The organism is Pseudomonas sp. NFACC41-3, from assembly GCF_900109505.1.
GTDB lineage: Bacteria > Pseudomonadota > Gammaproteobacteria > Pseudomonadales > Pseudomonadaceae > Aquipseudomonas > Aquipseudomonas chlororaphis.
Genome location: NZ_FOAE01000002.1, coordinates 628,807 through 654,237 on the forward strand (window position 1 = coordinate 628,807; position 25,431 = coordinate 654,237).

The 25,431-nt window shown below is 60.7% G+C and carries 24 protein-coding genes, 4 tRNA genes and 1 riboswitch; of the genes, 24 read left to right on the top strand and 4 right to left on the bottom strand.

Annotated features, from left to right (window positions below):
* Window positions 1-599: 599 nt before the first annotated feature.
* The 13 genes from BMY68_RS12300 (at window position 600) to astE (ending at window position 14,061) form a co-directional block, all read left to right on the top strand.
* A complete protein-coding gene (locus BMY68_RS12300; protein WP_009045164.1) occupies window positions 600-1,376 on the top strand; it encodes an ABC transporter substrate-binding protein in 777 nt (258 codons plus the stop codon).
* A gap of 91 nt (window positions 1,377-1,467) precedes the next feature.
* Window positions 1,468-2,157, top strand: a complete 690-nt coding sequence (locus BMY68_RS12305; protein ID WP_007921541.1) for an ABC transporter permease — start codon at window positions 1,468-1,470, stop codon at window positions 2,155-2,157.
* The gene (locus BMY68_RS12310) at window positions 2,154-2,852 is read left to right on the top strand and encodes an ABC transporter permease (RefSeq protein WP_009045163.1); all 699 of its coding nucleotides are present in this window, start codon (window positions 2,154-2,156) and stop codon (window positions 2,850-2,852) included. Before BMY68_RS12305 ends, BMY68_RS12310 begins: the two co-directional genes overlap by 4 nt.
* A 1-nt stretch (window position 2,853) precedes the next feature.
* On the top strand, window positions 2,854-3,966 hold the full coding sequence (locus tag BMY68_RS12315; RefSeq protein WP_085531955.1) for a succinylglutamate desuccinylase/aspartoacylase family protein: 1,113 nt from the start codon (window positions 2,854-2,856) through the stop codon (window positions 3,964-3,966).
* Between the two features lie 23 nt (window positions 3,967-3,989).
* Window positions 3,990-4,754 (top strand): ABC transporter ATP-binding protein, encoded by a 765-nt coding sequence (locus BMY68_RS12320; protein WP_009045161.1) that lies wholly within the window; start codon window positions 3,990-3,992, stop codon window positions 4,752-4,754.
* Between the two features lie 114 nt (window positions 4,755-4,868).
* A complete protein-coding gene (argR, locus tag BMY68_RS12325) occupies window positions 4,869-5,849 on the top strand; it encodes a transcriptional regulator ArgR (RefSeq protein ID WP_009045160.1) in 981 nt (326 codons plus the stop codon).
* Between the two features lie 336 nt (window positions 5,850-6,185).
* The gene (locus BMY68_RS12330) at window positions 6,186-7,406 is read left to right on the top strand and encodes an aspartate aminotransferase family protein (protein WP_085531953.1); all 1,221 of its coding nucleotides are present in this window, start codon (window positions 6,186-6,188) and stop codon (window positions 7,404-7,406) included.
* Window positions 7,407-7,539: 133 nt separating this feature from the next.
* Window positions 7,540-8,559, top strand: coding sequence for an arginine/ornithine succinyltransferase subunit alpha (aruF, locus tag BMY68_RS12335; RefSeq protein ID WP_007921551.1), 1,020 nt, complete (start codon window positions 7,540-7,542; stop codon window positions 8,557-8,559).
* Between the two features lie 82 nt (window positions 8,560-8,641).
* Window positions 8,642-9,667: an arginine N-succinyltransferase gene (astA, locus tag BMY68_RS12340; protein ID WP_007921553.1), complete on the top strand. Its 1,026-nt coding sequence runs from the start codon at window positions 8,642-8,644 to the stop codon at window positions 9,665-9,667.
* The gene (astD, locus tag BMY68_RS12345; RefSeq protein WP_175534837.1) at window positions 9,664-11,133 is read left to right on the top strand and encodes a succinylglutamate-semialdehyde dehydrogenase; all 1,470 of its coding nucleotides are present in this window, start codon (window positions 9,664-9,666) and stop codon (window positions 11,131-11,133) included. The genes astA and astD overlap by 4 nt, the downstream gene beginning before the upstream one ends.
* Window positions 11,134-11,339: 206 nt before the next feature.
* Complete coding sequence (gene astB / locus BMY68_RS12350) at window positions 11,340-12,686, top strand: N-succinylarginine dihydrolase (RefSeq protein ID WP_009045158.1); 1,347 nt, start codon at window positions 11,340-11,342, stop codon at window positions 12,684-12,686.
* A gap of 63 nt (window positions 12,687-12,749) precedes the next feature.
* The gene (locus BMY68_RS12355) at window positions 12,750-13,037 is read left to right on the top strand and encodes a hypothetical protein (RefSeq protein WP_007921560.1); all 288 of its coding nucleotides are present in this window, start codon (window positions 12,750-12,752) and stop codon (window positions 13,035-13,037) included.
* Window positions 13,038-13,050: 13 nt separating this feature from the next.
* The gene (gene astE, locus BMY68_RS12360; protein ID WP_085531949.1) at window positions 13,051-14,061 is read left to right on the top strand and encodes a succinylglutamate desuccinylase; all 1,011 of its coding nucleotides are present in this window, start codon (window positions 13,051-13,053) and stop codon (window positions 14,059-14,061) included.
* Window positions 14,062-14,239: 178 nt separating this feature from the next.
* Here the strand turns inward: astE and BMY68_RS12365 are convergent, their stop codons facing one another.
* Window positions 14,240-14,746 (bottom strand): 6,7-dimethyl-8-ribityllumazine synthase, encoded by a 507-nt coding sequence (locus BMY68_RS12365; RefSeq protein ID WP_007921563.1) that lies wholly within the window; start codon window positions 14,744-14,746, stop codon window positions 14,240-14,242.
* A gap of 122 nt (window positions 14,747-14,868) precedes the next feature.
* A riboswitch (FMN riboswitch) is annotated at window positions 14,869-15,040 on the bottom strand.
* 211 nt (window positions 15,041-15,251) lie between these two features.
* Between BMY68_RS12365 and ltaE the strand changes: the two genes are divergently transcribed.
* The 8 genes from ltaE to mgtE all read left to right on the top strand — a co-directional run bounded on the left by ltaE (window position 15,252) and on the right by mgtE (window position 23,142).
* Window positions 15,252-16,256: a low-specificity L-threonine aldolase gene (ltaE, locus tag BMY68_RS12370; RefSeq protein WP_009045156.1), complete on the top strand. Its 1,005-nt coding sequence runs from the start codon at window positions 15,252-15,254 to the stop codon at window positions 16,254-16,256.
* Between the two features lie 146 nt (window positions 16,257-16,402).
* The gene (gene alaS, locus BMY68_RS12375; protein ID WP_085531947.1) at window positions 16,403-19,027 is read left to right on the top strand and encodes an alanine--tRNA ligase; all 2,625 of its coding nucleotides are present in this window, start codon (window positions 16,403-16,405) and stop codon (window positions 19,025-19,027) included.
* Between the two features lie 96 nt (window positions 19,028-19,123).
* Window positions 19,124-20,365: an aspartate kinase gene (locus BMY68_RS12380; RefSeq protein WP_007921569.1), complete on the top strand. Its 1,242-nt coding sequence runs from the start codon at window positions 19,124-19,126 to the stop codon at window positions 20,363-20,365.
* A gap of 185 nt (window positions 20,366-20,550) precedes the next feature.
* On the top strand, window positions 20,551-20,739 hold the full coding sequence (gene csrA, locus BMY68_RS12385) for a carbon storage regulator CsrA (protein WP_002554426.1): 189 nt from the start codon (window positions 20,551-20,553) through the stop codon (window positions 20,737-20,739).
* Between the two features lie 62 nt (window positions 20,740-20,801).
* Window positions 20,802-20,892: transfer RNA gene (locus BMY68_RS12390), tRNA-Ser, on the top strand.
* Between the two features lie 107 nt (window positions 20,893-20,999).
* A tRNA-Arg gene (locus BMY68_RS12395) sits at window positions 21,000-21,076 on the top strand.
* Between the two features lie 72 nt (window positions 21,077-21,148).
* A tRNA-Arg gene (locus tag BMY68_RS12400) sits at window positions 21,149-21,225 on the top strand.
* A gap of 474 nt (window positions 21,226-21,699) precedes the next feature.
* Window positions 21,700-23,142, top strand: a complete 1,443-nt coding sequence (gene mgtE, locus BMY68_RS12405) for a magnesium transporter (RefSeq protein WP_007921578.1) — start codon at window positions 21,700-21,702, stop codon at window positions 23,140-23,142.
* 140 nt (window positions 23,143-23,282) lie between these two features.
* Here mgtE and BMY68_RS12410 read toward each other — a convergent pair whose 3' ends face one another.
* The gene (locus BMY68_RS12410; protein ID WP_003178899.1) at window positions 23,283-23,609 is read right to left on the bottom strand and encodes an Arc family DNA-binding protein; all 327 of its coding nucleotides are present in this window, start codon (window positions 23,607-23,609) and stop codon (window positions 23,283-23,285) included.
* Between the two features lie 111 nt (window positions 23,610-23,720).
* On the opposite strand from BMY68_RS12410, the gene BMY68_RS29880 reads away from it, so the two are divergent.
* Both BMY68_RS29880 and phnN read left to right on the top strand, forming a co-directional pair.
* Window positions 23,721-23,861 (top strand): hypothetical protein, encoded by a 141-nt coding sequence (locus tag BMY68_RS29880; RefSeq protein ID WP_173679801.1) that lies wholly within the window; start codon window positions 23,721-23,723, stop codon window positions 23,859-23,861.
* A 129-nt stretch (window positions 23,862-23,990) separates the two neighbouring features.
* Window positions 23,991-24,575, top strand: coding sequence for a phosphonate metabolism protein/1,5-bisphosphokinase (PRPP-forming) PhnN (gene phnN, locus BMY68_RS12415; RefSeq protein ID WP_085531945.1), 585 nt, complete (start codon window positions 23,991-23,993; stop codon window positions 24,573-24,575).
* On the opposite strand, the gene BMY68_RS12420 is transcribed toward phnN, so the two are convergent.
* A complete protein-coding gene (locus tag BMY68_RS12420) occupies window positions 24,550-24,729 on the bottom strand; it encodes a PA3371 family protein (protein ID WP_085531943.1) in 180 nt (59 codons plus the stop codon). The two genes, phnN and BMY68_RS12420, sit on opposite strands and share 26 nt — an antisense overlap.
* Before the next feature lie 24 nt (window positions 24,730-24,753).
* Complete coding sequence (locus tag BMY68_RS12425) at window positions 24,754-24,999, bottom strand: hypothetical protein (RefSeq protein WP_085531941.1); 246 nt, start codon at window positions 24,997-24,999, stop codon at window positions 24,754-24,756.
* 298 nt (window positions 25,000-25,297) lie between these two features.
* On the opposite strand from BMY68_RS12425, the gene BMY68_RS12430 reads away from it, so the two are divergent.
* Window positions 25,298-25,374 (top strand) — tRNA-Arg (locus BMY68_RS12430).
* The last annotated feature ends 57 nt before the right edge of the window (window positions 25,375-25,431 follow it).

The following is a 25,431-nucleotide window of genomic DNA, read 5'->3' on the forward strand; positions in this document are numbered from 1 at the left end:
CGCTGCCGAAGGCTGCGATCGGCTCTGCAGGAGACGCGCTCTTGAAGGCCCTGAAAGGCCCTTCGGGCCTTATCGCAGCCTGCGGCAGCGGCTACAGGCAGCGGCTTTTCGATCGAATAAATATCGGCATGTCCATCAGGCGTATCTGAATGTTACCGGCGGGAGGGAATGTGTAACCCGCTGCCCGGATTCGGGGCAATGAGAAACGCCAAGCCCTGTTTCAGGGCCTTTGCGGGGTCGGTAAAAAATAAGTCATAACGCTGCGCTTGCCGGAATAGAAGGCTTTGCGAATAATAGGCCCGCAATTTGCAACACAGATTGGTTTACCGTCTTTTGCTCTTGCATAAATCTGAAGAGCTGTCAATGTGCTCGGCCTGGTTTCTCGGTGCTTCTGTAATTTGTTGTCGCATTGAGGAAATATCGGCTTCGGGCCTGTCGTTAGAATGCCGATCACTCGCTCGTCGTTGCCTGCCCGAGAGCCCGCATGGGGTTCGTGGCCAGGTCCTCAAGGACGCAGCACCGCTATCAGGTTCCACCCATTCGCATATTGGGCTGTCGCTCACTCTGCCGTTTTCGCCCTTTACCGATGGAGTCCTAAGATGAAGAAACTCGTGCTTCTTGGCGCCCTGGCACTGTCCTCCGTGCTTTCCCTGCCGACGTTCGCCGATGAAAAGCCTCTGAAAATTGGTATCGAAGCGGCTTACCCTCCATTCGCCTCCAAGGCTCCGGACGGCAGCATCGTCGGTTTCGACTACGACATCGGCAACGCCCTGTGCGAAGAAATGAAGGTCAAGTGCGTATGGGTCGAGCAGGAGTTCGACGGCCTGATCCCTGCGCTCAAGGTACGCAAGATCGATGCGATCCTGTCGTCCATGTCGATCACCGACGACCGCAAGAAGTCCGTGGACTTCACCGGCAAGTACTACAACACCCCTGCGCGCCTGGTCATGAAGGCCGGTACCCAGGTCAGCGATGGCCTGACCGAGCTCAAGGGCAAGAACATCGGCGTGCAGCGCGGTTCGATCCACGAGCGTTTCGCCCGTGAAGTGCTGGCTCCGCTGGGTGCCGAGATCAAGCCATATGGCTCGCAGAATGAGATCTACCTGGACGTGGCGGCCGGTCGCCTCGACGGCACCGTGGCAGACGCTACCCTGCTGAATGACGGCTTCCTGAAAACCGACGCCGGCAAAGGCTTCGCGTTCGTCGGCCCGGCGTTCACCGACAGCAAATACTTCGGCGACGGCGTGGGTATCGCCGTACGCAAAGGCGATGCGCTGAAAGACAAGATCAGCGGTGCGATCGCCGCCATTCGCGAGAACGGCAAGTACAAGCAAATCCAGGACAAGTACTTCGACTTCGACATTTACGGCCAGTAAATCGTCGAATCAGCAAGTCCGAGATGGCGCAAGCAGCAGAATCTCTGAAGTTTGCGCCATTTTTTCATCCCAATTTTCGAGGACCTGAATCATGTTGAAAGGCTACGGGGCTGTCATCCTCGATGGCGCTTGGCTGACGCTTCAGCTTGCCTTGTCGTCCATGGCCCTGGCCATCGTTCTGGGTCTGATCGGGGTCGCGCTGCGTCTCTCGCCGGTGCGCTGGCTGGCGTGGCTGGGCGACCTGTATTCCACGGTGATCCGCGGGATTCCCGACCTGGTGCTGATCCTGCTGATCTTCTACGGCGGCCAGGACCTGCTCAACCGTGTCGCGCCAATGCTGGGTTACGACGACTACATCGACCTGAACCCGCTGGCTGCCGGTATCGGCACCCTGGGCTTCATCTTCGGTGCCTACCTGTCGGAAACCTTCCGCGGCGCCTTCATGGCGATCCCCAAGGGGCAGGCGGAAGCGGGCATGGCCTATGGCATGAACAGCTTCCAGGTGTTCTTCCGGGTGCTGGTGCCGCAGATGATCCGTCTGGCGATTCCGGGCTTTACCAACAACTGGCTGGTACTGACCAAGGCCACCGCGCTGATTTCGGTGGTGGGCCTGCAAGACATGATGTTCAAGGCCAAGCAGGCGGCTGATGCCACCCGCGAGCCTTTCACCTTCTTCCTCGCAGTGGCGGCGATGTACCTGGTGATCACCAGTGTCTCGTTGCTGGCATTGCGTCACCTTGAGAAGCGCTACTCGGTAGGCGTAAGGGCGGCTGATCTATGATCTTCGACTACAACGTCATTTATGAGGCCTTGCCGCTGTATTTCAGCGGCTTGCTGACCACCCTGAAACTCTTGGCCCTGTCGCTGTTCTTCGGCCTGCTGGCGGCGCTGCCCCTGGGGCTGATGCGGGTGTCCAAGCAGCCGATCGTCAACCTCAGCGCCTGGCTCTACACCTATGTGATCCGCGGCACGCCGATGCTGGTGCAACTGTTCCTGATCTACTACGGCCTGGCGCAGTTCGATGTGGTGCGCAAAAGCTTCCTCTGGCCTTGGCTGTCCAGCGCGACCTTCTGTGCCTGCCTGGCATTTGCCATCAACACCAGCGCCTACACCGCCGAAATCATCGCCGGCAGCCTCAAGGCCACGCCGAACGGCGAGATCGAAGCGGCCAAGGCCATGGGCATGTCGCGCTACAAAATGTATGCCCGCATCCTGCTGCCGTCGGCCTTGCGCCGGGCACTGCCGCAGTACAGCAACGAAGTGATCATGATGCTGCAGACCACCAGCCTGGCCTCCATCGTGACCCTGATCGACATCACCGGTGCGGCTCGTACGGTCAACGCGCAGTACTACCTGCCGTTCGAGGCCTACATCACCGCCGGCGTGTTCTACCTGTGCCTGACCTTTATCCTGGTGCGCCTGTTCAAGCTGGCCGAAGGCCGCTGGCTGCGTTACCTGGCGCCGCGGAAGCACTGATATGGAACGCATTGACCACCCATTACCGTGGAGCCACCTGGGCAGCGAACGGCAGATCTCGGTATTCCGTTTCGGCCATGGCGAGCGCAAGGCCTATATCCAGGCCAGCCTGCATGCGGACGAACTGCCCGGGATGCGCACCGCCTGGGAACTGAAAAAACGCCTGGCCGAACTGGAAGCCCAGGGCGCGCTGAACGGCGTGATCGAACTGGTGCCGGTGGCCAACCCGATGGGCCTGGGCCAGCTGTTGCAAGGCAATCACCAGGGGCGGTTCGAGGCCGGCAGTGGCAAGAATTTCAATCGTGATTTCGTCGAGCTGAGTGTGCCGGTCGCGGCCCGCCTGGAAGGGTGTCTGGGAGATGATCCGCACGCCAATATCCAGGTGATTCGCCAGGCCATGAGTGATGTGCTGGCTGAACTGCCGGCGCCATCGAGCCAGCTGCAAGGCATGCAGCGCATTCTCCTGAGTCATGCCTGCACCGCGGATGTGGTGCTGGACCTGCACTGCGATGCGGAGGCGGCGCTGCATATGTACGCCTTGCCGCAGCATTGGCCGCAGTGGCGTTCGCTGGCGGCTCATCTGAACGTGCGGGTCGGCCTGCTGGCGGAAGATTCCGGCGGCAGTTCGTTCGACGAGGCCTGTTCGCTGCCCTGGCTGCGCCTGTCGCGCCAGTTCCCGCAGGCGCAGATTCCGCTGGCCTGCCTGGCGACCACCCTTGAACTGGGCGGTCAGGCCGACACCGGTCGCCCGCAAGCCGAGGCGCACGCCGAAGGCATCCTGGCGTTCCTCGCCGAGCAGGGGCTGATCGCGGGCGAATGGCCGGCGCCGCAGCATGAAGCGTGTGAGGCCATGCCTTTCGAAGGCACTGAATTGTTGTTTGCGCCGCATCCCGGCGTGGTGAGTTTTCTGCGTCCGGCCGGTAGCTGGGTGGAGAAGGGCGAGCCGATTTTTGAAGTGATTGATCCCTTATCCGATCGGGTCAGCACCCTGTGTGCTGGCACCAGCGGCGTGTTGTTCGCCGTTGAGCGGCTACGTTACGCCCAACCCGGTTTCTGGCTGGCCAAGGTGGCGGGGCGCGAAGCGCTGCGGCACGGGCGCTTGCTCAACGACTGACTGCTTTTGTGAGAATCGACAGCATGTACAAACTTGAAGTCCAAGACCTGCATAAACGCTATGGCAGTCACGAAGTGCTCAAGGGCGTGTCCCTGAAAGCGGCGGCTGGCGATGTGATCAGCATCATCGGCTCCAGTGGCTCCGGCAAATCCACCTTCCTGCGCTGCATCAACCTGCTGGAGCAGCCGCACGCCGGCAAGATCCTGCTGAACAACGAAGAGTTGAAGCTGGTGGCGAACAAGGACGGCGCCCTGAAGGCGGCGGATCCAAAACAGTTGCAGCGCATGCGTTCGCGCCTGTCGATGGTGTTCCAGCACTTCAACCTGTGGTCGCACATGACCGCCATCGAAAACATCATGGAAGCGCCGGTGCATGTGCTCGGCGTACCCAAGGCCGAAGCCCGTGCAAAGGCCGAGCACTACCTGGCCAAGGTCGGTGTGGCGCATCGCAAGGATGCCTACCCGGGCCACATGTCCGGCGGTGAGCAGCAGCGCGTGGCGATCGCCCGGGCGCTGGCGATGGAGCCTGAGGTCATGCTGTTCGACGAACCGACTTCGGCGCTCGACCCCGAGCTGGTGGGCGACGTGCTGAAAGTGATGCAGGCCCTGGCCCAGGAAGGCCGGACCATGGTGGTGGTGACCCACGAAATGGGCTTTGCCCGTGAAGTCTCGAACCAGCTGATATTTCTGCACAAGGGTTTGGTGGAAGAGAGTGGCAACCCGCGCGAAGTGCTGGTCAATCCGCAATCGGAACGTTTGCAGCAATTCCTCTCGGGCAGCCTGAAGTAAATCACTCCCGTAACGCACCAAATTAGGTCATGCTGCGCACCGCGCGCCAGATGGTCTAATTTGGTTGCAGCCGCCTTTGGCCTCTAACACTGTTTTCGTTTCGGATTGCCCGCCATGACTGCCCATCGAATTGGTTTCCTGATTTGGCCCAGCACTAAAGCCTTGACGCTGGCGCTGGCCGAGGAGGCCTTGCGTGTCGCTCAGCGCGTGCATCCGGAAGTGGTCTACGAACTGGCCTTCCTGCAGGCCGAGGCGCCGGCCGACGGTGCCTGGCAACTGCCGGGCGAACCTTGGTCGGGCAAGCTCGAAGGCTGCCAGAAACTGTTCCTGCTGGCCGATGAGCCGCCTGCCACCCTGGCGCCGGCCCTGAGCAGCGCGCTCAAGCAACTGGTGCGCGCCGGCTGTGTGATCGGTGGTTTGTCCGCCGGTGTGTATCCCCTGGCGCAGCTGGGGCTTCTCGACGGTTATCGGGCGGCGGTGCACTGGCGCTGGCAGGACGATTTCGCCGAGCGCTTCCCCAAGGTCATCGCCACCAGCCATCTGTTCGATTGGGATCGCGATCGCCTGACGGCCTGCGGTGGGATGTCGGTGCTGGATCTGTTGTTGGCGGTGCTGGCCCGTGACCACGGCGCGGAACTGGCCGGCGCGGTCTCGGAAGAGCTGGTGGTCGAGCGGATCCGCGAAGGCGGCGAGCGCCAACGCATTCCGTTGCAGAACCGCCTGGGTTCCAGCCACCCGAAGCTGACCCAGGCGGTGCTGCTGATGGAGGCCAATATCGAGGAGCCGCTGACCACCGACGAAATCGCCCAGCATGTGTGCGTCTCGCGTCGGCAACTGGAGCGGATTTTCAAGCAATACCTCAATCGCGTGCCGAGCCAGTACTACCTGGAATTGCGCCTGAACAAGGCGCGGCAGATGCTGATGCAGACCAGCAAATCGATCATCCAGATCGGCCTGTCCTGCGGTTTCTCCTCGGGGCCGCATTTCTCCAGCGCCTACCGCAACTTCTTCGGCGCCACGCCGCGGGAGGACCGCAACCAGCGGCGCAGCAGCAGCCCGTTCGAACTGTCTTCGGTGCCTTCCGAGCGCGGTTGATCCACCTCTTCATTTTGTCTGTCAGTTTTTATCGCGAGCAATCGAGCGTCGACCGGCTGCTCCTACAGAAGAATGCGTTCCCTGTAGGAGCGAGCTTGCTCGCGATGGCGCCTTAATGTGTGGCGCAAATCGTTGGACAATCCTGCCGTTAAAGCCTCCAGCAGTTTAAACTGCGCCTTTGCGACGCTATTTGTCGCATTGCCGTAAACCCGCGTAAAACCGGGGTTGGCGCTATAAGAAGTTGTCGCTTGGCGACAAGGCCGGGCAGAAAACTGTCCTTACAATCCCCCCATCGCTCGCCAGTTTCAGGCAGGCGTTCCTCTTCAGGAGACTCCGATGTCCGTTGAGCAAGCTCCGGTGCAACGCGCCGATTTCGATCAGGTCATGGTTCCCAACTATGCACCTGCGGCTTTCATTCCTGTGCGTGGCGCGGGCTCCCGAGTCTGGGATCAGTCGGGCCGAGAGCTGATCGACTTTGCCGGCGGGATCGCGGTCAACGTACTGGGCCACGCCCATCCGGCGCTGGTCGCGGCGCTGACCGAGCAGGCCAACAAGCTGTGGCACGTATCCAACGTCTTCACCAACGAGCCGGCCCTGCGCCTGGCCCACAAACTGGTCGACGCCACCTTTGCCGAGCGTGCGTTCTTCTGCAACTCCGGGGCCGAGGCCAACGAGGCCGCCTTCAAGCTGGCCCGTCGTGTCGCTTTCGACCGTTTCGGCGCGGAAAAATACGAAATCATCGCGGCCCTCAACAGCTTCCACGGTCGTACCCTGTTCACCGTGAACGTCGGCGGCCAGTCGAAGTACTCCGATGGCTTCGGTCCTAAAATCACCGGTATCACCCACGTTCCTTACAACGATCTGGCGGCATTGAAAGCGGCGATTTCGGACAGGACCTGCGCGGTGGTACTGGAGCCGATCCAGGGCGAAGGTGGTGTATTGCCGGCCGAGCAGGCTTACCTGCAAGGCGCCCGCGAGCTGTGCGACGCGCACAACGCGCTGCTGGTGTTCGACGAAGTGCAGACCGGCATGGGCCGCAGCGGCGAGCTGTTCGCCTATATGCACTACGGCGTGACCCCGGACATCCTGACCAGCGCCAAGAGCCTGGGCGGCGGTTTCCCGATCGCCGCGATGCTGACCACCGAGGCGCTGGCCAAGCACCTGGTGGTTGGCACCCACGGCACCACCTACGGCGGCAACCCGCTGGCATGCGCAGTGGCCGGCGCGGTGATCGACGTGATCAACACGCCCGAAGTGCTGAACGGCGTGAAGGCCAAGCACGATCGCTTCAAGACCCGTCTGCTGCAGATCGGTGAGAAGTACGGCCTGTTCACCGAAGTGCGTGGCCTGGGCCTGCTGCTCGGTTGCGTGCTCAGCGATGCCTGGAAAGGCAAGGCCAAGGATGTGTTCAACGCCGCTGAAAAAGAAAACCTGATGATCCTCCAGGCTGGCCCGGACGTGGTGCGTTTCGCCCCGAGCCTGGTGGTCGAGGAAGCGGACATCGAAGAAGGCCTGCAGCGCTTCGAGCGCGCGGTCGCCAAGCTGACCCAGGCCTGATTCGGGCCGCGGTACTTCTCGGCGCTTGTCTGCAGGGCAAGCGTCGAGCCTCATTTTCGGTGCCGGGCTGTCCCGGCATTTTTTTCCCTGAGTCGGCCTCCTGGCCGGCCTGTTTCGAGTAAGGAGTGACACCATGCTGGTGATGCGCCCCGCGCAAATGGCTGATCTGGGCGAGGTACAGCGTCTGGCTGCGGACAGCCCGATTGGTGTCACTTCCTTGCCGGATGACGTGGAACGCCTGAGCGACAAGATCGCCGCAAGCGAGGCTTCGTTCGCCGCCGAGGTGAGCTTCAATGGCGAGGAAAGCTACTTCTTCGTCCTCGAAGACACCGAAACCGGCAAGCTGGTCGGTTGCTCGGCCATCGTCGCCTCGGCCGGTTATTCCGAGCCGTTCTACAGCTTCCGTAACGAGACCTTCGTGCACGCCTCCCGCGAGCTGAAGATCCACAACAAGATCCACGTGCTTTCCCAGTGCCACGACCTGACCGGCAACAGCCTGCTGACCAGCTTCTATGTGGTCCCGGAGCTGGTGGGCTCGCCGTGGTCGGAACTCAATTCCCGCGGCCGTCTGCTGTTTGTCGCCAGCCACCCGGAGCGTTTCGCCGATTCGGTGGTGACCGAGATCGTTGGCTACAGCGATGAGAATGGCGACTCGCCGTTCTGGGATGCCATCGGTCGCAACTTCTTCGACCTCAACTACGCCGCCGCCGAGCGTCTGTGCGGGCTGAAAAGCCGCACCTTCCTCGCCGAGCTGATGCCGCATTACCCGATCTATGTGCCGCTGCTGCCGGATGCCGCGCAGGAAGCCATGGGCCAGGTGCATCCGCGGGCGCAGATCACCTTCGACATCCTGATGCGCGAAGGCTTCGAGACCGACCATTACATTGACATCTTCGACGGTGGCCCGACCCTGCACGCCCGGGTCTCGGGGATCCGCTCGATCGCCCAGAGCCGCGTGGTGCCGGTGAAGATCGGCGAGGTCGCCAAGGGCGGCGGACGCCAGTACCTGGTCGCCAATGCGCAGTTGCAGGATTACCGCGCGGTGATGCTGGAGCTGGATTACGCGCCGGGCAAGCCGGTGACCCTGGATCTGCAAGCGGCCGAAGCCCTGGGCGTCGGCGAAGGTGCCAGCGTGCGCCTGGTGGCGGTTTAACGGCTGCGGCAAATGCCGGAAGAATCCTGGAAAGCAGCGAGTTTCGCGGGGGCCGTCAGCGGCGCCCGTCTGAGGAGATAGCATGATCGTTCGTCCCGTACGCAGCAGCGACTTACCCGCTCTGATCGACCTGGCCCGCAGCACCGGCACCGGCCTTACCACCTTGCCGGCCAACGAAGAGCGCCTGAAACACCGCGTGGGCTGGGCGGAAAAGACCTTCCGTGGCGAAGCCGAGCGGGGCGATGCGGATTACCTGTTCGTGCTCGAGGACGACAACGGCCGCGTGGTGGGGATTTCCGCGATCGCCGGCGCCGTTGGCCTGCGCGAGCCCTGGTACAACTTCCGGGTCGGCCTGACCGTCAGCGCTTCCCAGGAGCTGAACATCTACCGCGAGATTCCGACGCTGTTCCTGGCCAACGACCTGACCGGCAATTCCGAGCTGTGCTCGCTGTTCCTGCATGCCGATTACCGCACTGGCCTCAACGGCCGCATGCTGGCCAAGGCACGCATGCTGTTCATCGCCGAATTCCCGCAGCTGTTCGGCAACAAGATCATCGCCGAGATGCGCGGCATGTCCGATGAAGCCGGGCGCTCGCCATTCTGGGAAAGCCTGGGCCGGCACTTCTTCAAGATGGAGTTCAGCCAGGCCGACTACCTGACCGGCGTCGGTAACAAGGCGTTCATCGCCGAACTGATGCCGAAGTTCCCGCTGTACACCTGCTTCCTCTCCGAGGGCGCGCGCAACGTGATCGGCAAGGTACACACCGATACCGAGCCGGCGCTGGCCATGCTCAAGAGCGAGGGCTTCAGCTACCAGGGTTACGTCGACATCTTCGACGCCGGCCCGGCGGTGGAGTGCGAAACCGCCAAGATCCGCGCGGTGCGCGACAGCCAGGCGCTGGTGTTGGCCATCGGCACGCCGGGCGACGACGCCACGCCTTTCCTGATTCACAACCGCAAGCGCGAGGACTGCCGGATCACCGCCGCGCCCGCGCGCTTCGCGTCGGGCACCCTGGTGGTTGATGCGCTGACCGCCAAACGCCTGCAACTCAATGCGGGCGATCAGGTCCGTGCCGTTGCGCTGTCTGCTTCCCGGGAGTCGAAATAATGAACACGCTGTACATCGCAGGCCAATGGCTGCCAGGCCAGGGCGAAGCCTTTGAATCCTTGAATCCGGTGACCCAGCAGGTGCTGTGGTCGGGCAACGGCGCCACCGTCGCTCAGGTTGAAAGTGCGGTGCAGGCCGCGCGCCAGGCATTCCCGGCCTGGGCCAAGCGTTCGCTGGACGAGCGGATCGCCGTGCTGGAAGCCTTTGCCGCCAGCCTGAAAAGCCATGCCGACGAACTGGCGCGCTGCATCGGCGAGGAAACCGGCAAGCCGCTGTGGGAAGCCGCTACCGAAGTGACCAGCATGGTCAACAAGATCGCGATTTCGGTGCAGAGCTACCGTGAACGTACCGGCGAGAAGAGCGGCCCGCTGGGCGACGCCACCGCGGTATTGCGCCACAAGCCCCATGGTGTGGTGGCGGTGTTCGGCCCTTACAACTTCCCAGGCCATCTGCCTAACGGGCATATCGTTCCTGCGCTGCTGGCGGGTAACAGCGTGCTGTTCAAGCCCAGCGAGCTGACCCCGAAAGTCGCCGAGCTGACCGTCAAGTGCTGGATCGAAGCCGGCCTGCCGGCGGGCGTTCTGAACCTGCTGCAAGGCGCGCGGGAAACCGGTATCGCCCTGGCTGCCAACCCGGGGATCGACGGTCTGTTCTTCACCGGTTCCAGTCGCACCGGCAATCACCTGCACCAGCAGTTCGCCGGCCGCCCGGACAAGATCCTCGCGCTGGAGATGGGTGGTAACAATCCGCTGGTGGTGGACCAGGTCGCGGACCTGGACGCGGCGGTCTACACCATCATCCAGTCGGCCTTCATTTCCGCTGGCCAGCGTTGCACCTGCGCGCGCCGCCTGCTGGTGCCGCAAGGCGCCTGGGGCGACCAGTTGCTGGAGCGCCTGGTGGCGGTCAGCTCGACCATCGAGGTCGGTGCCTTCGACCAGCAGCCGGCACCGTTCATGGGCTCGGTGATTTCCCTTGGCGCGGCCCGCGCGCTGATGCAGGCCCAGGAAAACCTGCTGGCCAATGGCGCCGTGGCGCTGCTGGAAATGACCCAGCCGCAGGCCCAGGCCGCGCTGCTGACCCCGGGCATTCTCGACGTGACCGCCGTGGCCGAGCGCCCGGACGAAGAACTGTTCGGCCCCTTGCTGCAAGTGATTCGCTACGCTGATTTCGCAGCGGCGATCGCCGAGGCCAACGACACCCAATACGGCCTGGCAGCGGGCCTGCTGTCGGATTCCGAGGCGCGTTACCAGCAGTTCTGGCTGGAAAGCCGGGCCGGTATCGTCAACTGGAACAAGCAGCTGACCGGTGCCGCGAGCAGCGCGCCGTTCGGCGGTGTGGGTGCCTCGGGCAACCATCGCGCCAGCGCCTATTACGCGGCGGATTACTGCGCCTACCCGGTGGCGTCGCTGGAAACCGCGAGCCTGACCTTGCCGAGCGCGCTGACGCCGGGTGTACGCCTGGGGTGATGGGTTGCGCCGCAGATTGCAGGAAGGTCCCGCGGACCTTATCGCAGCCTGCGAAGCGGCTACAGAGAGCGGCGGGGCGTCGGTGGTTATGGTCACCCTGTAGCCGCGCCGCAGGCTGCGATCGTCCCGCGAAGCGGGCGCCGACGGCCTCAAGACATGTACTGATACCGATGCCTATAACAACAGATTCTCGTGGAGCCTCGCTGATGAAATCCTATGAAGTCAATTTCGACGGTCTAGTGGGGCCTACCCATAACTACGGCGGCCTGTCCTACGGCAACGTCGCGTCCCAGAGCAACAGCCAGCAGTCTTCCAACCCCAGGGAAGCCGCGCTGCAGGGCCTGGCGAAAATGAAAGCGCTGATGGAAATGGGGTTCCAGCAAGGCGTGCTGGCGCCACAGGAACGCCCGGACGTGGCCGCCCTGCGTCGGCTGGGTTTTGCCGGCAGCGATGCACAGGTCATCGAGCGCGCCGCCAAGGATGCGATGCCGCTGCTGGTCGCCAGTTGCTCGGCGTCGAGCATGTGGGTGGCCAACGCCGCCACGGTCAGCCCGAGCGCCGACACCCGCGACGGTCGCGTGCATTTCACCGCCGCCAACCTGAACTGCAAATACCACCGCAGTATCGAGCACCCGACTACCAGTCGCGTGCTGGGGGCGATGTTCGCCGACCAGAAACACTTCGCCCATCACGCGGCGTTGCCGGCGGTGGCGCAGTTCGGCGATGAGGGCGCGGCCAACCACACCCGTTTCTGCCGCGACTACGGCCAGGCCGGTGTCGAGTTCTTCGTCTTCGGGCGCAGCGCCTTCGATACCCGCTACCCGGCACCGCAGAAGTACCCGGCGCGCCAGACCCTGGAAGCCTCGCAGGCCGTCGCCCGTCTGCACGGCCTGAGCGACGACGGTGTGGTGTATGCCCAGCAGAACCCGTCGGTGATCGACCAGGGCGTGTTCCATAACGACGTGATCGCGGTGGGTAACGGCGAAGTGCTGTTCTACCATGAGGACGCATTCCTCGAGACCGACAAGATGCTCGCCGAGCTGCAGGCCAAGCTGGGCAAGTGTGGCGGCAACTTCCAGTCGATCTGCGTGCCGCGCTCGCAGGTCACGGTGGAAGACGCGGTGCGTTCCTACCTGTTCAACAGCCAGCTGCTGTCCCGCGCCGATGGCTCGATGCTGCTGATCGTGCCGGAAGAGTGCCGCGGCAACGAGCGTGTCTGGCAGTACCTGCAAAGCCTGACCAGCTCCGGCGGCCTGATCCGCGAAGTGAAAGTCTTCGACCTCAAGCAGAGCATGCAGAACGGCGGTGGGCCGGCGTGCCTGCGGCTACGGGTCGCGCTCAATCAAACCGAGCTGGCGGCGGTCAACCCAGGGGTTATCATGACCGCGCCGTTGTACGACACGCTGACCCAATGGGTCGACAAGCACTACCGCGACCGCCTGAGCGAAAACGATCTGGCGGACCCGCAATTGCTGCTTGAGTGCCGGACGGCACTGGATGAACTGACGCAAATCCTTAAACTGGGCGCGGTTTATCCATTCCAGATCAATTAAAAGCCCGCGCCTGCTTCTGCTGATCCAGGCGCGCCGCTTTACCTCCAGATGAGAGCGTAATAAATGAGCGATACCCTGCAGCTGATCCTTGAAGACACCGACGGCACTCAACTGGAAACTTCCTGCACCCGCGTTGCCGTGATGTGGCAAGGCAAGGAACTGTGGATCCAGCAGGACGGCCGCGGCCAGCTGCTGATCGGCGTGGACGTCGAGGAAGGCGACGAAGAATACGCCAACCTGCTGCTGCGCCCATTGGCGACTAATCTGGTAAGTCTGCAACTGGAAATGGAACCGGCCGACGCTGGTGACGACGATCACGTGCACGGCCCTGACTGCCAGCACGACCATTAAGGAATAACGTTCTATGCTCGCCCTCGGCAAACTGCTTGAACTGACCCTCGCCGGTCGTGAACCGGCGGAGAAGACTCAACTGACTGTCGACGGCGTGCGGATGCGCTGGCTGAGCGAAGGTGCGCTGGAAGTCCGGCCACCCCAGGCGCGCGACAATGGCATGGACCTGCTGTTGTCGGCCGGCATCCACGGTAACGAGACGGCACCGATCGAGTTGCTCGACCGTCTGTTGCACGACATCGCCCGCGGCGACCTCAAGCCGTGCGCACGCATTCTGTTCCTGTTCGGCAACCCCGAGGCCATGCGCCGCGGCGAGCGTTTCATCGAGCAGGACATCAACCGGCTGTTCAATGGCCGTCATGAACAAAGCAGCGGCAACGAAGCACTGCGCGCCTGTGAGCTGGAGCGCCTGGCGGCGAGTTTCTTCAGCCTGCCGGAGCGTACCCGCCTGCACTACGACCTGCACACGGCGATCCGCGGTTCGAAGATCGAGCAGTTCGCCCTGTATCCGTGGAAGGAAGGTCGCCAGCACTCGCGCCGGGAACTGGCGCGCCTGCGGGCCGCGGGCATGCAGGCGGTGCTGCTGCAGAACAAACCGTCCATCGTGTTCAGCTCCTATACCTACGACAAGCTGGACGCCGAGTCTTTCACCCTTGAGCTGGGCAAGGCCCGGCCGTTCGGGCAGAACCAGGGGGTGAATGTCGAGCGTCTGGAAACCCGCCTCAAGCAGATCATCGAAGGCCGCGAACCGCCCATGGCGGAGGAGAAGCTGGATGGTTTGCAGCTGTTCAGCGTCGCTCGGGAAATCATCAAGCACAGCGATACCTTCCACCTGCATCTGCCGGCGGATATCGAAAACTTCTCTGAGCTGGAAGTGGGTTACCTGCTGGCCGACGACATCGCCCAGACCCGCTGGATAGTCGAGGAGGAAGGCGCGCGGATCATTTTCCCCAACCCCAAGGTGAAGAACGGCCTGCGTGCCGGGATCCTGATCGTGCCGACCACGGCTGACGGCCTGGCCTGACCTGTAGCCGCTGCCGAAGGCTGCGATCGACCGCGTAGCGGGCGCCGCTTTTCAGGTTAATTAGAAGGCCCTGCGGGCCTTATCGCAGCCTGCGACAGCGGCCACAAAAAACATCGCGAGTCAGCTCGATCCCTGTAGGAGCGAACTGGCTCGCGATTTTGCTTTCAGCGTCTGACGCTTACACCGCTACCCGCTGTTCAGGACGACGCAGGGCGCGAGTCTTGTGCAGGGTGTCGGCGCAGGTCTTCGCGGCTTCCTGGCCCTTGTGCACGAAATGCTCGAAGAAGAACTTCTGATGTTCTTCGCCGGCGTGGAAGTGGTGCGGGGTCAAGACCACCGAGAACACCGGCACTTCGGTTTCCAGCTGGACCTGCATCAGGCCACTGATCACCGACTGGGCGACGAACTCATGGCGGTAGATACCGCCGTCCACCACCAGGCCCGCGGCAACGATGCCGGCATAACGACCGGACTTGGCCAGCAGCTTGGCGTGCAGTGGAATTTCAAAGGCGCCGCCAACTTCGAAGAAGTCGATATCACTTTCCTGATAACCCTGGGCAAGCATTTCGCTGACGAACCCTTTGCGGCTCTGGTCGACGATTTCCTTGTGCCAGCAGGCCTGGATAAACGCCACGCGTTCGCCGTGATGCTGTTTGCTTTTGCTATCGATTGCGGTGGGTTGCATCTGTTCTGACTCCTGTTTGTGTGAAAAACAGGGCGTTATGAATCGAAAGGGATTTAAGGGTACGTACAGGCCAGGCGCACAAGCAGCCATGCGCAGGTCTGTGGACGGCCCTTTGGCGCCAATCCCGTTCTCTCTTCATCCGGACTATGACCGTCGGCCCCGGGATCACACCGGGTCTGCTGACCTTGCCGTCATTGGCCGCCGAAGCGGTGCCTGTCGCCAAGCGCTCGCGGGCTATGCGCATTGCGCGCAATTACCGCCGGTGGGGAATTACACCCCGCCCTGAGAACGTTGCCACCGGGCTTTGCGGCGGCGGTGAGTTTGTAACACATATTTTTCGGCGGTGCATTGCGGCGTTTGGATGATAAACATCGGTTTTTCATGTCCATCGCTGGGCTTTTCCCGGGCGGGCCTTGATAAATCGCGGTTGTGCCCGTAGTAATTCAGTTCGAAAGAATTTCCTTATCCGCAGCGACGTTCGCGTCCCCTTGCCGAGGCCTGATTCATGAGCGTTATCGATCTTCGTAGTGACACCGTTACCCAACCCACGGCAGGCATGCTGGAAGCTATGGCCACGGCGGTCACGGGCGATGATGTCTACGGCGAAGATCCGACGGTCAACCGCCTGGAAGCTGAACTGGCGCAGCGCCTGGGGTTCGCCGAGGCGCTGTTCGTGCCGACCGGCACCATGAGCAACCTGCTGGGCTTGATGGCCCATTGTGGGCGTGGCGACGAATACATCGTCGGCCAGCAGGCGCATACCTATAAGTACGAGGGCGGCGGCGCGGCGGTGCTGGGCTCGATCCAGCCCCAGCCGCTGGAAGTCCAGGCCGATGGTTCGCTGGACCTGGCCCAGGTCGCCGCGGCGATCAAGCCGGACGATTTCCACTTTGCCCGTACCCGCCTGCTGGCGCTGGAAAACACCATGCAGGGCAAGGTGCTGCCATTGAGCTATCTGGCGCAGGCCCGGGCCTTCACCCGTGAGCATGGCCTGGCCCTGCACCTGGACGGCGCGCGGCTGTACAACGCGGCGGTCAAGCTGGGTGTCGATGCGCGGCAGATCACCCAGCACTTCGATTCGGTTTCGGTGTGCCTGTCCAAGGGCCTGGGCGCGCCGGTGGGCTCGGTGCTGTGCGGTTCGGCGCAGCTGATCGGCAAGGCCAGGCGCTTGCGCAAGATGGTCGGCGGTGGCATGCGCCAGGCCGGAATCCTGGCCGCGGCGGGCCTGTACGCGCTCGATCATCACGTAGCGCGCCTGGCCGATGACCACGCCAATGCCCAACTGCTGGCCGAGGGGCTGCGTGAAGCGGGCTATGACGTCGAGCCGGTGCAGAGCAACATGGTCTATGTCGCGATGGGCGACAGGGCAGAAGCGCTCAAGGCCTTCGCCGGCGAGCGCGGGATCAGGTTGAGCGCCGCGTCGCGGCTGCGGATGGTCACCCATATGGACGTCAGTCGTGCACAAATCGAGCAGGTCGTCGGGACTTTTATCGATTTTTCCCGCAACTGACAGTGTTAGCCGTCCAATTGACCGTCTCTATCGTATAAACACGCTGTACCCCAAGCTCAGGGCCGATATAATGCGGCCCTTTGCCGTCGTTTCGTCTGATGACGTTTCGCACAGGCCTTTGGCCGCAGTCTCCGTGGAAGAACCTAATGAAAAGCGCAGAAATCCGTGAAGCCTTCCTTCGCTTCTTCGAAGAGCAAGGCCACACCCGTGTAGCCTCCAGCTCTTTGATTCCGGGCAACGACCCAACCCTGCTGTTCACCAACGCGGGGATGAACCAGTTCAAGGACTGCTTCCTGGGCCAGGAAAAGCGCGCCTATACCCGCGCCGTAAGCAGCCAGAAATGCGTACGCGCCGGCGGCAAGCACAACGACCTGGAAAACGTCGGTTACACCGCCCGTCACCACACTTTCTTCGAAATGCTGGGCAACTTCAGTTTCGGCGATTACTTCAAGCGTGACGCCATCACCTTCGCCTGGACATTCCTGACCTCCGACAAGTGGCTGAACCTGCCGAAAGAAAAGCTCTGGGTCACCGTCTACGCCAGCGATGACGAGGCTTATGACATCTGGACCAAGGAAGTCGGGGTTCCGGCCGAGCGCATGGTCCGTATCGGCGACAACAAGGGCGCGCCATACGCCTCCGACAACTTCTGGACCATGGGCGATACCGGCCCGTGCGGTCCTTGCACCGAGATTTTCTACGATCACGGCGCCGACATCTGGGGCGGCCCACCGGGCTCGCCGGAAGAGGATGGCGACCGTTACATCGAGATCTGGAACAACGTATTCATGCAGTTCAACCGCACCGCCGATGGCGTGTTGCATCCGTTGCCAGCGCCGTCGGTGGACACCGGCATGGGCCTGGAGCGGATCAGTGCGGTCCTGCAGCACGTTCACTCGAACTATGAAATCGACCTGTTCCAGAGCCTGCTGAACGCGGCGGCCAAGGCCATCGGTTGCACCAACGACGCCCAGGCGTCTTTGAAAGTCGTGGCCGACCACATCCGTTCCTGCGGCTTCCTGATTGCCGACGGCGTGTTGCCTTCCAACGAAGGCCGCGGTTATGTCCTGCGTCGCATCATTCGCCGCGCTTGCCGTCACGGCAACAAGCTGGGCGCCAAGGGCAGCTTCTTCTATCAGATCGTCGCTGCCCTGGTTGCCGAAATGGGCGAAGCCTTCCCGGAACTGAAGTCCCAGCAGGCGCACATTGAGCGCGTACTGAAAGCTGAAGAAGAACAGTTCGCCAAGACCCTGGAGCAGGGCCTGAAGATCCTCGAGCAGGACCTGGCCGAACTCAAAGGCACGGTGGTACCGGGCGACGTGGTGTTCAAGCTGTATGACACCTACGGTTTCCCGATGGACCTGACTGGTGACATCGCCCGTGAGCGCGAACTGACCCTCGACGAGGAAGGTTTCGAGCGCGAGATGGAAGCCCAGCGCGTACGTGCCCGTTCCGCCAGCTCCTTCGGCATGGACTACAACAGCCTGGTCAAGGTCGATGTGGCCACAGAATTCACCGGTTATCACGCCACCAGTGGTTCGGCCAAGGTGGTTGCTCTTTATAAGGAAGGGCAATCGGTCGACGTGCTGAGCGAAGGCGAAGAGGGCGTGGTGGTTCTCGACCAGACGCCTTTCTACGCCGAGTCGGGCGGCCAGATCGGCGACTGCGGTTACCTGCAAACGGGTAACGCACGTTTCGACGTGCGCGATACCACCAAGACCGGCGGGGCTTTCCTGCACCACGGCGTCTTGGCCAGCGGCAGCCTGACCGTTGGTGCACCGGTGCAAACCCAGGTCGATGCCGAAGTGCGTCACGCTACTTCCCTGAACCACTCGGCCACCCACTTGCTGCACGCCGCTCTGCGTCAGGTGCTGGGCGAGCATGTACAGCAGAAGGGCTCGCTGGTCGACAGCCAGCGCCTGCGTTTCGACTTCAGCCATTTCGAAGCGATCAAGCCTGAGCAGATCAAGGCCCTGGAAGACATCGTCAACGCCGAGATTCGCAAGAACACCGCGGTGGAAACCGAAGAAACCGATATCGACACCGCCAAGCAGAAGGGCGCCATGGCGCTGTTCGGCGAGAAGTACGGCGACAGCGTGCGTGTACTGAGCATGGGCGGCGATTTCTCCGTCGAACTGTGTGGCGGTATCCACGCCAATCGCACCGGTGATATCGGCCTGCTGAAAATCATCAGCGAAGGCGGCGTGGCCTCTGGCGTACGGCGTATCGAAGCCGTCACCGGTGCCGCGGCACTGGCGTACCTGAACGCTGCGGAAGAGCAACTCAAGGAAGCGGCGACCCTGGTCAAGGGCAGCCGTGACAACCTGATCGACAAGCTGTCGGCCGTGCTGGAGCGCAACCGCCTGCTGGAGAAACAACTCGAGCAGTTGCAGGCCAAGGCGGCCAGTGCCGCTGGCGACGACCTGTTGGCGCAGGCGCTGGATGTCAAAGGCGCGAAAGTGCTGGCGGCGCGCCTGGACGGCCAGGACGGCAAAGCGCTGCTGGCGCTGGTCGATCAGTTGAAAAACAAACTCGGTCGCGCAGTGATCCTGCTCGGCAGTGTCCATGAGGAAAAGGTCGTACTGGTTGCGGGCGTAACCAAGGACCTGACTGGCCAACTCAAAGCCGGTGATTTGATGAAGCAAGCCGCTGCGGCAGTGGGCGGGAAGGGCGGTGGTCGTCCGGACATGGCGCAGGGCGGTGGTGTCGATGCCGCTGCGCTGGATGCCGCGCTGGCCCTGACCGTTCCGTTTGTCGAGCAGGGGATTTAAGGTTCCAAGCCGAGCCCGTCGTCTAGTGGCGGGCTCTGGAGCTGCGCAGTTTGATTGATTAATGGGCGCCCCTTTACGGGCTGAGGCGGCTTAGAAATGGCTTTGATCGTACAGAAATTTGGAGGCACCTCGGTCGGTTCCGTCGAAAGAATCGAGCAGGTCGCCGACAAGGTGAAAAAATTCCGCGAAGCCGGTGACGACCTGGTGGTTGTACTGTCGGCCATGAGCGGCGAAACCAACCGTCTGATCGACCTTGCCAAGCAAATCAGCGGCGACGGTCAGCCGGTTCCTCGCGAGCTGGACGTGATCGTTTCCACCGGTGAGCAGGTAACGATCGCACTTTTGGCCATGGCGCTGATCAAGCGCGGCGTGCCGGCAGTCTCCTATACCGGCAACCAGGTGCGGATTCTGACCGATAGCGCGCACAATAAAGCGCGCATTTTGCAGATCGACGATCAGAAAATTCGCGGTGACCTGAAGGCTGGTCGCGTGGTTGTGGTCGCAGGTTTCCAGGGCGTCGACGAGCACGGCAACATCACTACCCTCGGTCGTGGCGGTTCCGACACCACCGGCGTGGCACTGGCGGCAGCCCTGAAGGCTGACGAATGCCAGATCTACACCGATGTCGACGGCGTCTACACCACCGATCCGCGCGTGGTGTCCGTGGCCCAGCGCCTGGACAAGATCACCTTCGAAGAAATGCTGGAAATGGCCAGCCTGGGTTCCAAGGTGCTGCAGATCCGCGCGGTCGAGTTCGCCGGCAAGTACAACGTTCCGCTGCGCGTACTGCACAGCTTCAAGGAGGGTCCGGGTACCCTCATTACTATTGATGAAGAGGAATCCATGGAACAGCCGATCATTTCCGGCATCGCTTTTAACCGCGATGAAGCCAAGCTGACCATCCGTGGCGTGCCAGACACTCCCGGCGTGGCCTTCAAGATTCTCGGCCCGATCAGTGCCGCGAATATTGAAGTCGACATGATCGTGCAGAACGTTTCGCACGATAACACCACCGACTTCACCTTCACCGTGCACCGCAACGATTACCTGGCAGCCCAGCAAGTGCTGGAAAACACTGCCCGTGAAATCGGTGCCCGGGAAGTGGTAGGCGATACCAAGATCGCCAAGGTCTCGATCGTTGGCGTCGGCATGCGTTCCCACGCGGGTGTTGCCAGCCGCATGTTCGAAGCACTGGCCAAGGAAAGCATCAACATCCAGATGATCTCGACCTCGGAAATCAAGGTTTCCGTGGTGATCGAAGAGAAGTACCTGGAACTGGCTGTGCGCGCTCTGCACACGGCTTTCGAACTGGACGCTCCGGCCCGACAGGGCGAGTGATGCGTTGCCCGAAGGGCGCGGTTTACCGCGCCCTTTGTTTTTTTGATCGGCGTGACAGAAAACTGTTCTTTTGCTCGCGCTAGTCAATACTTAGGCGTGTAGGGCTACGGCCGTCCTGGTTGTAGGTCGATACCCTTTTTTTTGCAGACTGTTGTCCCTGAAATGAAATGCGTGAGGAGAAAGGTATGCTGATTCTGACTCGTCGGTGCGCAGAAAGCCTGATTATTGGTGATGGCGAAATCACCGTGACCGTGCTTGGCGTCAAAGGAAATCAAGTGCGTATCGGTGTCAACGCCCCTAAAGAGGTAGCGGTGCACCGGGAAGAAATTTACCTGCGGATAAAGAAAGAGAAGGACGAAGAACCAAGCCATTAATTTTTATCGTTTTTTTTGTTTGCAAACGGGGAGAAAGCTGGTTAATATACGCCCCGTGTTGCGGAGAGCTGGCCGAGTGGCCGAAGGCGCTCCCCTGCTAAGGGAGTACACCTCAAAAGGGTGTCGGGGGTTCGAATCCCCCGTTCTCCGCCATTATTTGCTTAGTTCGTTGTAATCTGACTTCTTCTGTAAGTTGTTGAAATTACTAGAAAAAGTGCTTTACAAAAAGATTTAACGGCCTATAATGCGCGGCAACAAATGCACTCGTAGCTCAGCTGGATAGAGTACTCGGCTACGAACCGAGCGGTCACAGGTTCGAATCCTGTCGAGTGCACCATTTAAGAGTTGTTTGCAGTAGTGTGAATAACTTGGCTTCAGCCAGTTGTGGTCTGGTCTAAAAACACAAATTGCACTCGTAGCTCAGCTGGATAGAGTACTCGGCTACGAACCGAGCGGTCACAGGTTCGAATCCTGTCGAGTGCACCATATACCAAGAAGCCCGCATTTATTGCGGGCTTTTTGCTTTCTGCCGTTTGGGTTTTCTCCCTTCTTTATTGGTTCCTCTGTTTGAACGTCGCGATCATTCTGGCGTCGTATTCAGCGTGTGCCTGTCCTTTTGATGTGGCCTTTCGAAAACTCCCGGCAATTGTGAATCGATAGCGGGAGCGAGTTCCGGGCGCAGTTTTTTGGTCTGGGGTGTGTTTTCTTTTTCGGATGGTGCGTCGCAGCTTTATAGATTCAGCGCTTCTTCAGCTTTGCGCCGCAAGCGCTTGTTCTTGCCATGATTTTTTAACGTTTAAAGCCGTCAAGCGGTGTATGATTGCGCCCGTCAGCCCCGCCGGGGCTTGTGGAATACCTCCATGGACTTACCCAGTAGTTACTCAGTATCCCGTTTTTACAATCATGAATTGACTGATTGATCCTTCCGGCGTGCTCCTCTGCTGGGAGTGGAGTTCGCCTATGACCGAAGTAGAAGTAAAGAAAACACAAGACAGCCTGCAGGATCGCCTCGCTCAAGTCGTTGAGCTGCTGCAGCGCCAGCGGGTGGTCGAAGACCTGACTCATCGTCAGGAAGGTCATCATCAGGATCGGGTCGAGAACCTGGTCCACCGGCAAAACCTTGTCGAGCTGCAACGCAAGCTCGACGATCTGCACTCTGCCGACGTTGCCTATATCCTTGAAGCCTTGCCGCTCGACGAGCGTCTGACTGTCTGGCAGTTGGTCAAGGCCGAGCGTGACGGCGACATCCTGCTCGAAGTATCCGATTCCGTACGTGAAACCCTGATCGCCGACATGGACGATCATGAGCTCCTGGCTGCTGCCAAGGAGATGGACGCCGACGAACTTGCTGACCTGGCTCCCGAGCTGCCGCGAGACGTTGTCCATGAGCTGATGGAAGCGTTGGACGGCCAGCAGCGCGAGCGCGTTCGCTCCGCCTTGTCGTATGACGAGGAGCAGGTCGGTGCGTTGATGGACTTCGAGATGGTGACCATCCGTGAGGATGTCAGCCTTGAAGTGGTTCTGCGTTATCTGCGTCGCCTCAAAGAGTTGCCAGGCCATACCGACAAACTGTTCGTCGTCGACTATGACGGTGTGCTTAAAGGTGTGCTGCCCATCAAGCGGTTGCTGGTGAATGATCCGGAGAAACAGGTTTCGGAAGTCATGGCCAGCGACCCGGTAAGTTTCCATCCGGACGAAGATGCCTACGACGCTGCGCAGGCATTCGAGCGCTACGACTTGATCTCGGCGCCGGTGGTCGACAAGAACGGCAAATTGATCGGCCGTCTGACCATCGATGAAATGGTCGACCTGATTCGTGAGGAGAGCGAGACCGAAGTCCTCAACATGGCCGGTCTGCGTGAAGAAGAAGATATTTTTGCCTCGGTCTGGCGTTCCCTGCGCAACCGTTGGGCCTGGCTGGCAATCAACCTGATCACCGCATTTGTCGCTTCGCGAGTGATCGGTCTGTTTGAAGGCTCCATCGAAAAGCTGGTGGCCCTGGCGGCCCTGATGCCGATCGTGGCGGGTATTGGCGGCAACTCGGGTAACCAGACCATCACCATGATCGTTCGCGCCATGGCGCTGGATCAGGTCAGCACCGGCAATACCTCGCGTCTGATGCGCAAGGAACTGGCGGTGGCCTTGATCAACGGCCTGGTCTGGGGCGGAGTCATCGGCGTGGTGGCTTACCTGCTCTACGGCAGTTGGTCGTTGGGTGTGGTGATGACGGCGGCCATGACGCTCAACCTGTTGCTGGCGGCGCTGATGGGGGTTCTGATTCCGATGACGCTGGCGCGCCTGGGGCGCGATCCGGCCATGGGAGCCAGCGTCATGATCACGGCCATGACCGACAGTGGCGGCTTCTTTATCTTCCTTGGGCTGGCCACCATCTTCCTGCTTTGATCCCGCGTACAGCCCCTCTAATGGGGCTGTATCGTTTTCTCCATCCTTGCCAGCCAGGCTTCTGTTTTTGTAGCGTTCGAGCAGCAAATTTCGCGCAAAAAAAAGCCAGCACAAGGCTGGCTCTAGCTTTCGAGGTCGAATCAGGAAGCGTCTGCGGCCATTTCGGCGTCATGGGCGATCAGCGAAACGAGAGCGTTCTGCTGGCGGTGGGAAAGTTGACGGAAACGTTGAAGCAGTTCGCGTTCATGCAAGGAGAGTTCTGGGCTGTCCAGGCGCATGCTCAACTCTTCACCCAAGGCGCCTTCCTGAATAAGACTCTGTTCCAGGCGCGCGATGATTTCGGAGTTCATGCTGCGGTGATGATTGCGAGCCACCTCGGCAATGCGTTCACGCATCCCGTCGGGTAGACGTACGACGAACTTGTCAGCCGTACGGCTGGAATAAATTGCCTGTTTCAATGGGCGCATATATTTAACCGGTTAGTTCAGGGGAGCGGTTCTCGGAATTGGCCGCGGGATGTCAGTTAGGACAAGCGTTGCTGCCAAATGTTCAACCTGAATTGTTAAGAGGCCCGCATCATGCCTCAAGATAGCCAGATCCTTGGCGTCAATTCTGTGACAAATATTGAACTGGGTAAAGGCGTTATGCCAGCACCAATTATCAGAAATGCGGACTGGTTTGAAAAGATTGCCTGGTCCGCCTATCTGCCCGCGTCCTGATGTCCGATGGTGGTGCGCTTGTGCGTCGCCAGACGGGCATGCATGCGGATCCGATCATTGTTTCCTACCTTGTACAGGATAGTGGCAAATTGCCGATTTACTAGGTTGCGAGTGCCATGGAGTCTTCGAATGCCAGGCAGACTGATTTATTTGATGGGGCCTTCCGGATCGGGAAAGGACAGCCTGATCGAGGCTGCGCGCCGTCCTCTGGCGCAGCTCGGCTGCGATGTGGTGCGGCGGGTGATCACCCGTTCCGCGGAATCCGTGGGGGAGGAGGCTCACGGGGTAAGTGCTGACGAGTTCGAGCGCCTGGAACGGCAGGGCGCCTTTGCCTTGTGCTGGCGGGCTAATGGCCTGGCGTACGGAATTCCCATGCAGATCGACGAATGGCTGGCCAGTGGGCGTCATGTCCTGATCAATGGCTCAAGGGCTCACCTGGATCAGGCTCGCCAGCGTTATCCGGAGCTTTTGGCGATTCTGTTAACGGTGGACATCGACGTGCTGCGGCAAAGGCTGATGAACCGCGGTCGCGAAAGTGCGGCGCAGATCGAGGCGAGACTCAAGAGAAGCGCTCTTTTTTCCGCTGAGGGCGGGCCCGTGCTGGGAGAGTCCGTGTTTTTTCTGGACAACTCGAGCGAGCTGTCCGTGACGCTTGAGCGTTTCCTGAAGCTATTGAGATCGCAGGGGATCAGCGCAGTACAGGGTCGAACTTGATCTTACGTCCCAACGCCAGCGCCAGCAGGAACAGGCCGGAAAAAACACCACAGGCAACCAAGGGCGCATCACCCAGAGTATTTTCAGTGGTGAAGCAATCCAGTGCGGCACTGAGTATTGCCAGGATGAGAAGGCCTTTGGCAAGTCGGGACATTAACAGGCTCCTGATGGGTGATTTTCAAAATACCCAGCTTTCGGGTCTTGGGTTGGCAGGTAGAACAACGGCTTCTGGGGCGTCGGCGACCTGTGCCATGCCAGGATTCTCCGATGCGCTGCTCATCACAGCCAATTGCGGGGCCTGGTGTTGCACGTAATGGGCCCTGTACGGGGTGGTACTCTGATCCGCGCGGCCATCAGGCTGAAAGTGGAAGACCACCAGGACGGCGATGGCAATGGCATTCGATAGAAGAAGGGCGCTGTTCATGGGCTTTGATCTCCACTGTTCTTTCATGGAGAGGAAGCAGCGCTCATGCCAAGAGTCTAACCTCTAATAAACCCTTTAAAAACAATGATTTATTAGGGTTTTTATAAGGCAGTGGATTGCATTCTGCAATGATGGCTTTTTGCAGTGATGCAATTTGCACGGTAGCTCTGGCAAGTTGCCTGATGGTCAGAGGCCGCCACCGGTTAAAAAGCCCTACTCACAACATGACAAAAGCAGGGCTGGCCGTTAACATGCACGCCGTCCTTTGCACCGCGGCAGTACACGCGGTGGTCAATTTGTCCCAGTAGCTCAATTGGATAGAGCATCCCCCTCCTAAGGGGAAGGTTGGCAGTTCGAACCTGCCCTGGGACACCATATAACTCAAGGCCTCTAGCGATTCAGCCCCTAACTCAAATATCTCCAAAGGTGCAG

Excerpts from the sequence above, each read along its gene's own strand:
- BMY68_RS12300 (WP_009045164.1), top strand. The coding sequence starts at position 600 with ATGAAGAAACTCGTGCTTCTTGGCGCCCTGGCACTGTCCTCCGTGCTT.
- BMY68_RS12305 (WP_007921541.1), top strand. The coding sequence starts at position 1,468 with ATGTTGAAAGGCTACGGGGCTGTCATCCTCGATGGCGCTTGGCTGACG.
- BMY68_RS12310 (WP_009045163.1), top strand. The coding sequence starts at position 2,154 with ATGATCTTCGACTACAACGTCATTTATGAGGCCTTGCCGCTGTATTTC.
- BMY68_RS12315 (WP_085531955.1), top strand. The coding sequence starts at position 2,854 with ATGGAACGCATTGACCACCCATTACCGTGGAGCCACCTGGGCAGCGAA.
- BMY68_RS12320 (WP_009045161.1), top strand. The coding sequence starts at position 3,990 with ATGTACAAACTTGAAGTCCAAGACCTGCATAAACGCTATGGCAGTCAC.
- argR (WP_009045160.1), top strand. The coding sequence starts at position 4,869 with ATGACTGCCCATCGAATTGGTTTCCTGATTTGGCCCAGCACTAAAGCC.
- BMY68_RS12330 (WP_085531953.1), top strand. The coding sequence starts at position 6,186 with ATGTCCGTTGAGCAAGCTCCGGTGCAACGCGCCGATTTCGATCAGGTC.
- aruF (WP_007921551.1), top strand. The coding sequence starts at position 7,540 with ATGCTGGTGATGCGCCCCGCGCAAATGGCTGATCTGGGCGAGGTACAG.
- astA (WP_007921553.1), top strand. The coding sequence starts at position 8,642 with ATGATCGTTCGTCCCGTACGCAGCAGCGACTTACCCGCTCTGATCGAC.
- astB (WP_009045158.1), top strand. The coding sequence starts at position 11,340 with ATGAAATCCTATGAAGTCAATTTCGACGGTCTAGTGGGGCCTACCCAT.
- BMY68_RS12355 (WP_007921560.1), top strand. The coding sequence starts at position 12,750 with ATGAGCGATACCCTGCAGCTGATCCTTGAAGACACCGACGGCACTCAA.
- astE (WP_085531949.1), top strand. The coding sequence starts at position 13,051 with ATGCTCGCCCTCGGCAAACTGCTTGAACTGACCCTCGCCGGTCGTGAA.
- BMY68_RS12365 (WP_007921563.1), bottom strand. The coding sequence starts at position 14,746 with ATGCAACCCACCGCAATCGATAGCAAAAGCAAACAGCATCACGGCGAA.
- ltaE (WP_009045156.1), top strand. The coding sequence starts at position 15,252 with ATGAGCGTTATCGATCTTCGTAGTGACACCGTTACCCAACCCACGGCA.
- alaS (WP_085531947.1), top strand. The coding sequence starts at position 16,403 with ATGAAAAGCGCAGAAATCCGTGAAGCCTTCCTTCGCTTCTTCGAAGAG.
- BMY68_RS12380 (WP_007921569.1), top strand. The coding sequence starts at position 19,124 with ATGGCTTTGATCGTACAGAAATTTGGAGGCACCTCGGTCGGTTCCGTC.
- csrA (WP_002554426.1), top strand. The coding sequence starts at position 20,551 with ATGCTGATTCTGACTCGTCGGTGCGCAGAAAGCCTGATTATTGGTGAT.
- mgtE (WP_007921578.1), top strand. The coding sequence starts at position 21,700 with ATGACCGAAGTAGAAGTAAAGAAAACACAAGACAGCCTGCAGGATCGC.
- BMY68_RS12410 (WP_003178899.1), bottom strand. The coding sequence starts at position 23,609 with ATGCGCCCATTGAAACAGGCAATTTATTCCAGCCGTACGGCTGACAAG.
- BMY68_RS29880 (WP_173679801.1), top strand. The coding sequence starts at position 23,721 with ATGCCTCAAGATAGCCAGATCCTTGGCGTCAATTCTGTGACAAATATT.
- phnN (WP_085531945.1), top strand. The coding sequence starts at position 23,991 with ATGCCAGGCAGACTGATTTATTTGATGGGGCCTTCCGGATCGGGAAAG.
- BMY68_RS12420 (WP_085531943.1), bottom strand. The coding sequence starts at position 24,729 with ATGTCCCGACTTGCCAAAGGCCTTCTCATCCTGGCAATACTCAGTGCC.
- BMY68_RS12425 (WP_085531941.1), bottom strand. The coding sequence starts at position 24,999 with ATGAACAGCGCCCTTCTTCTATCGAATGCCATTGCCATCGCCGTCCTG.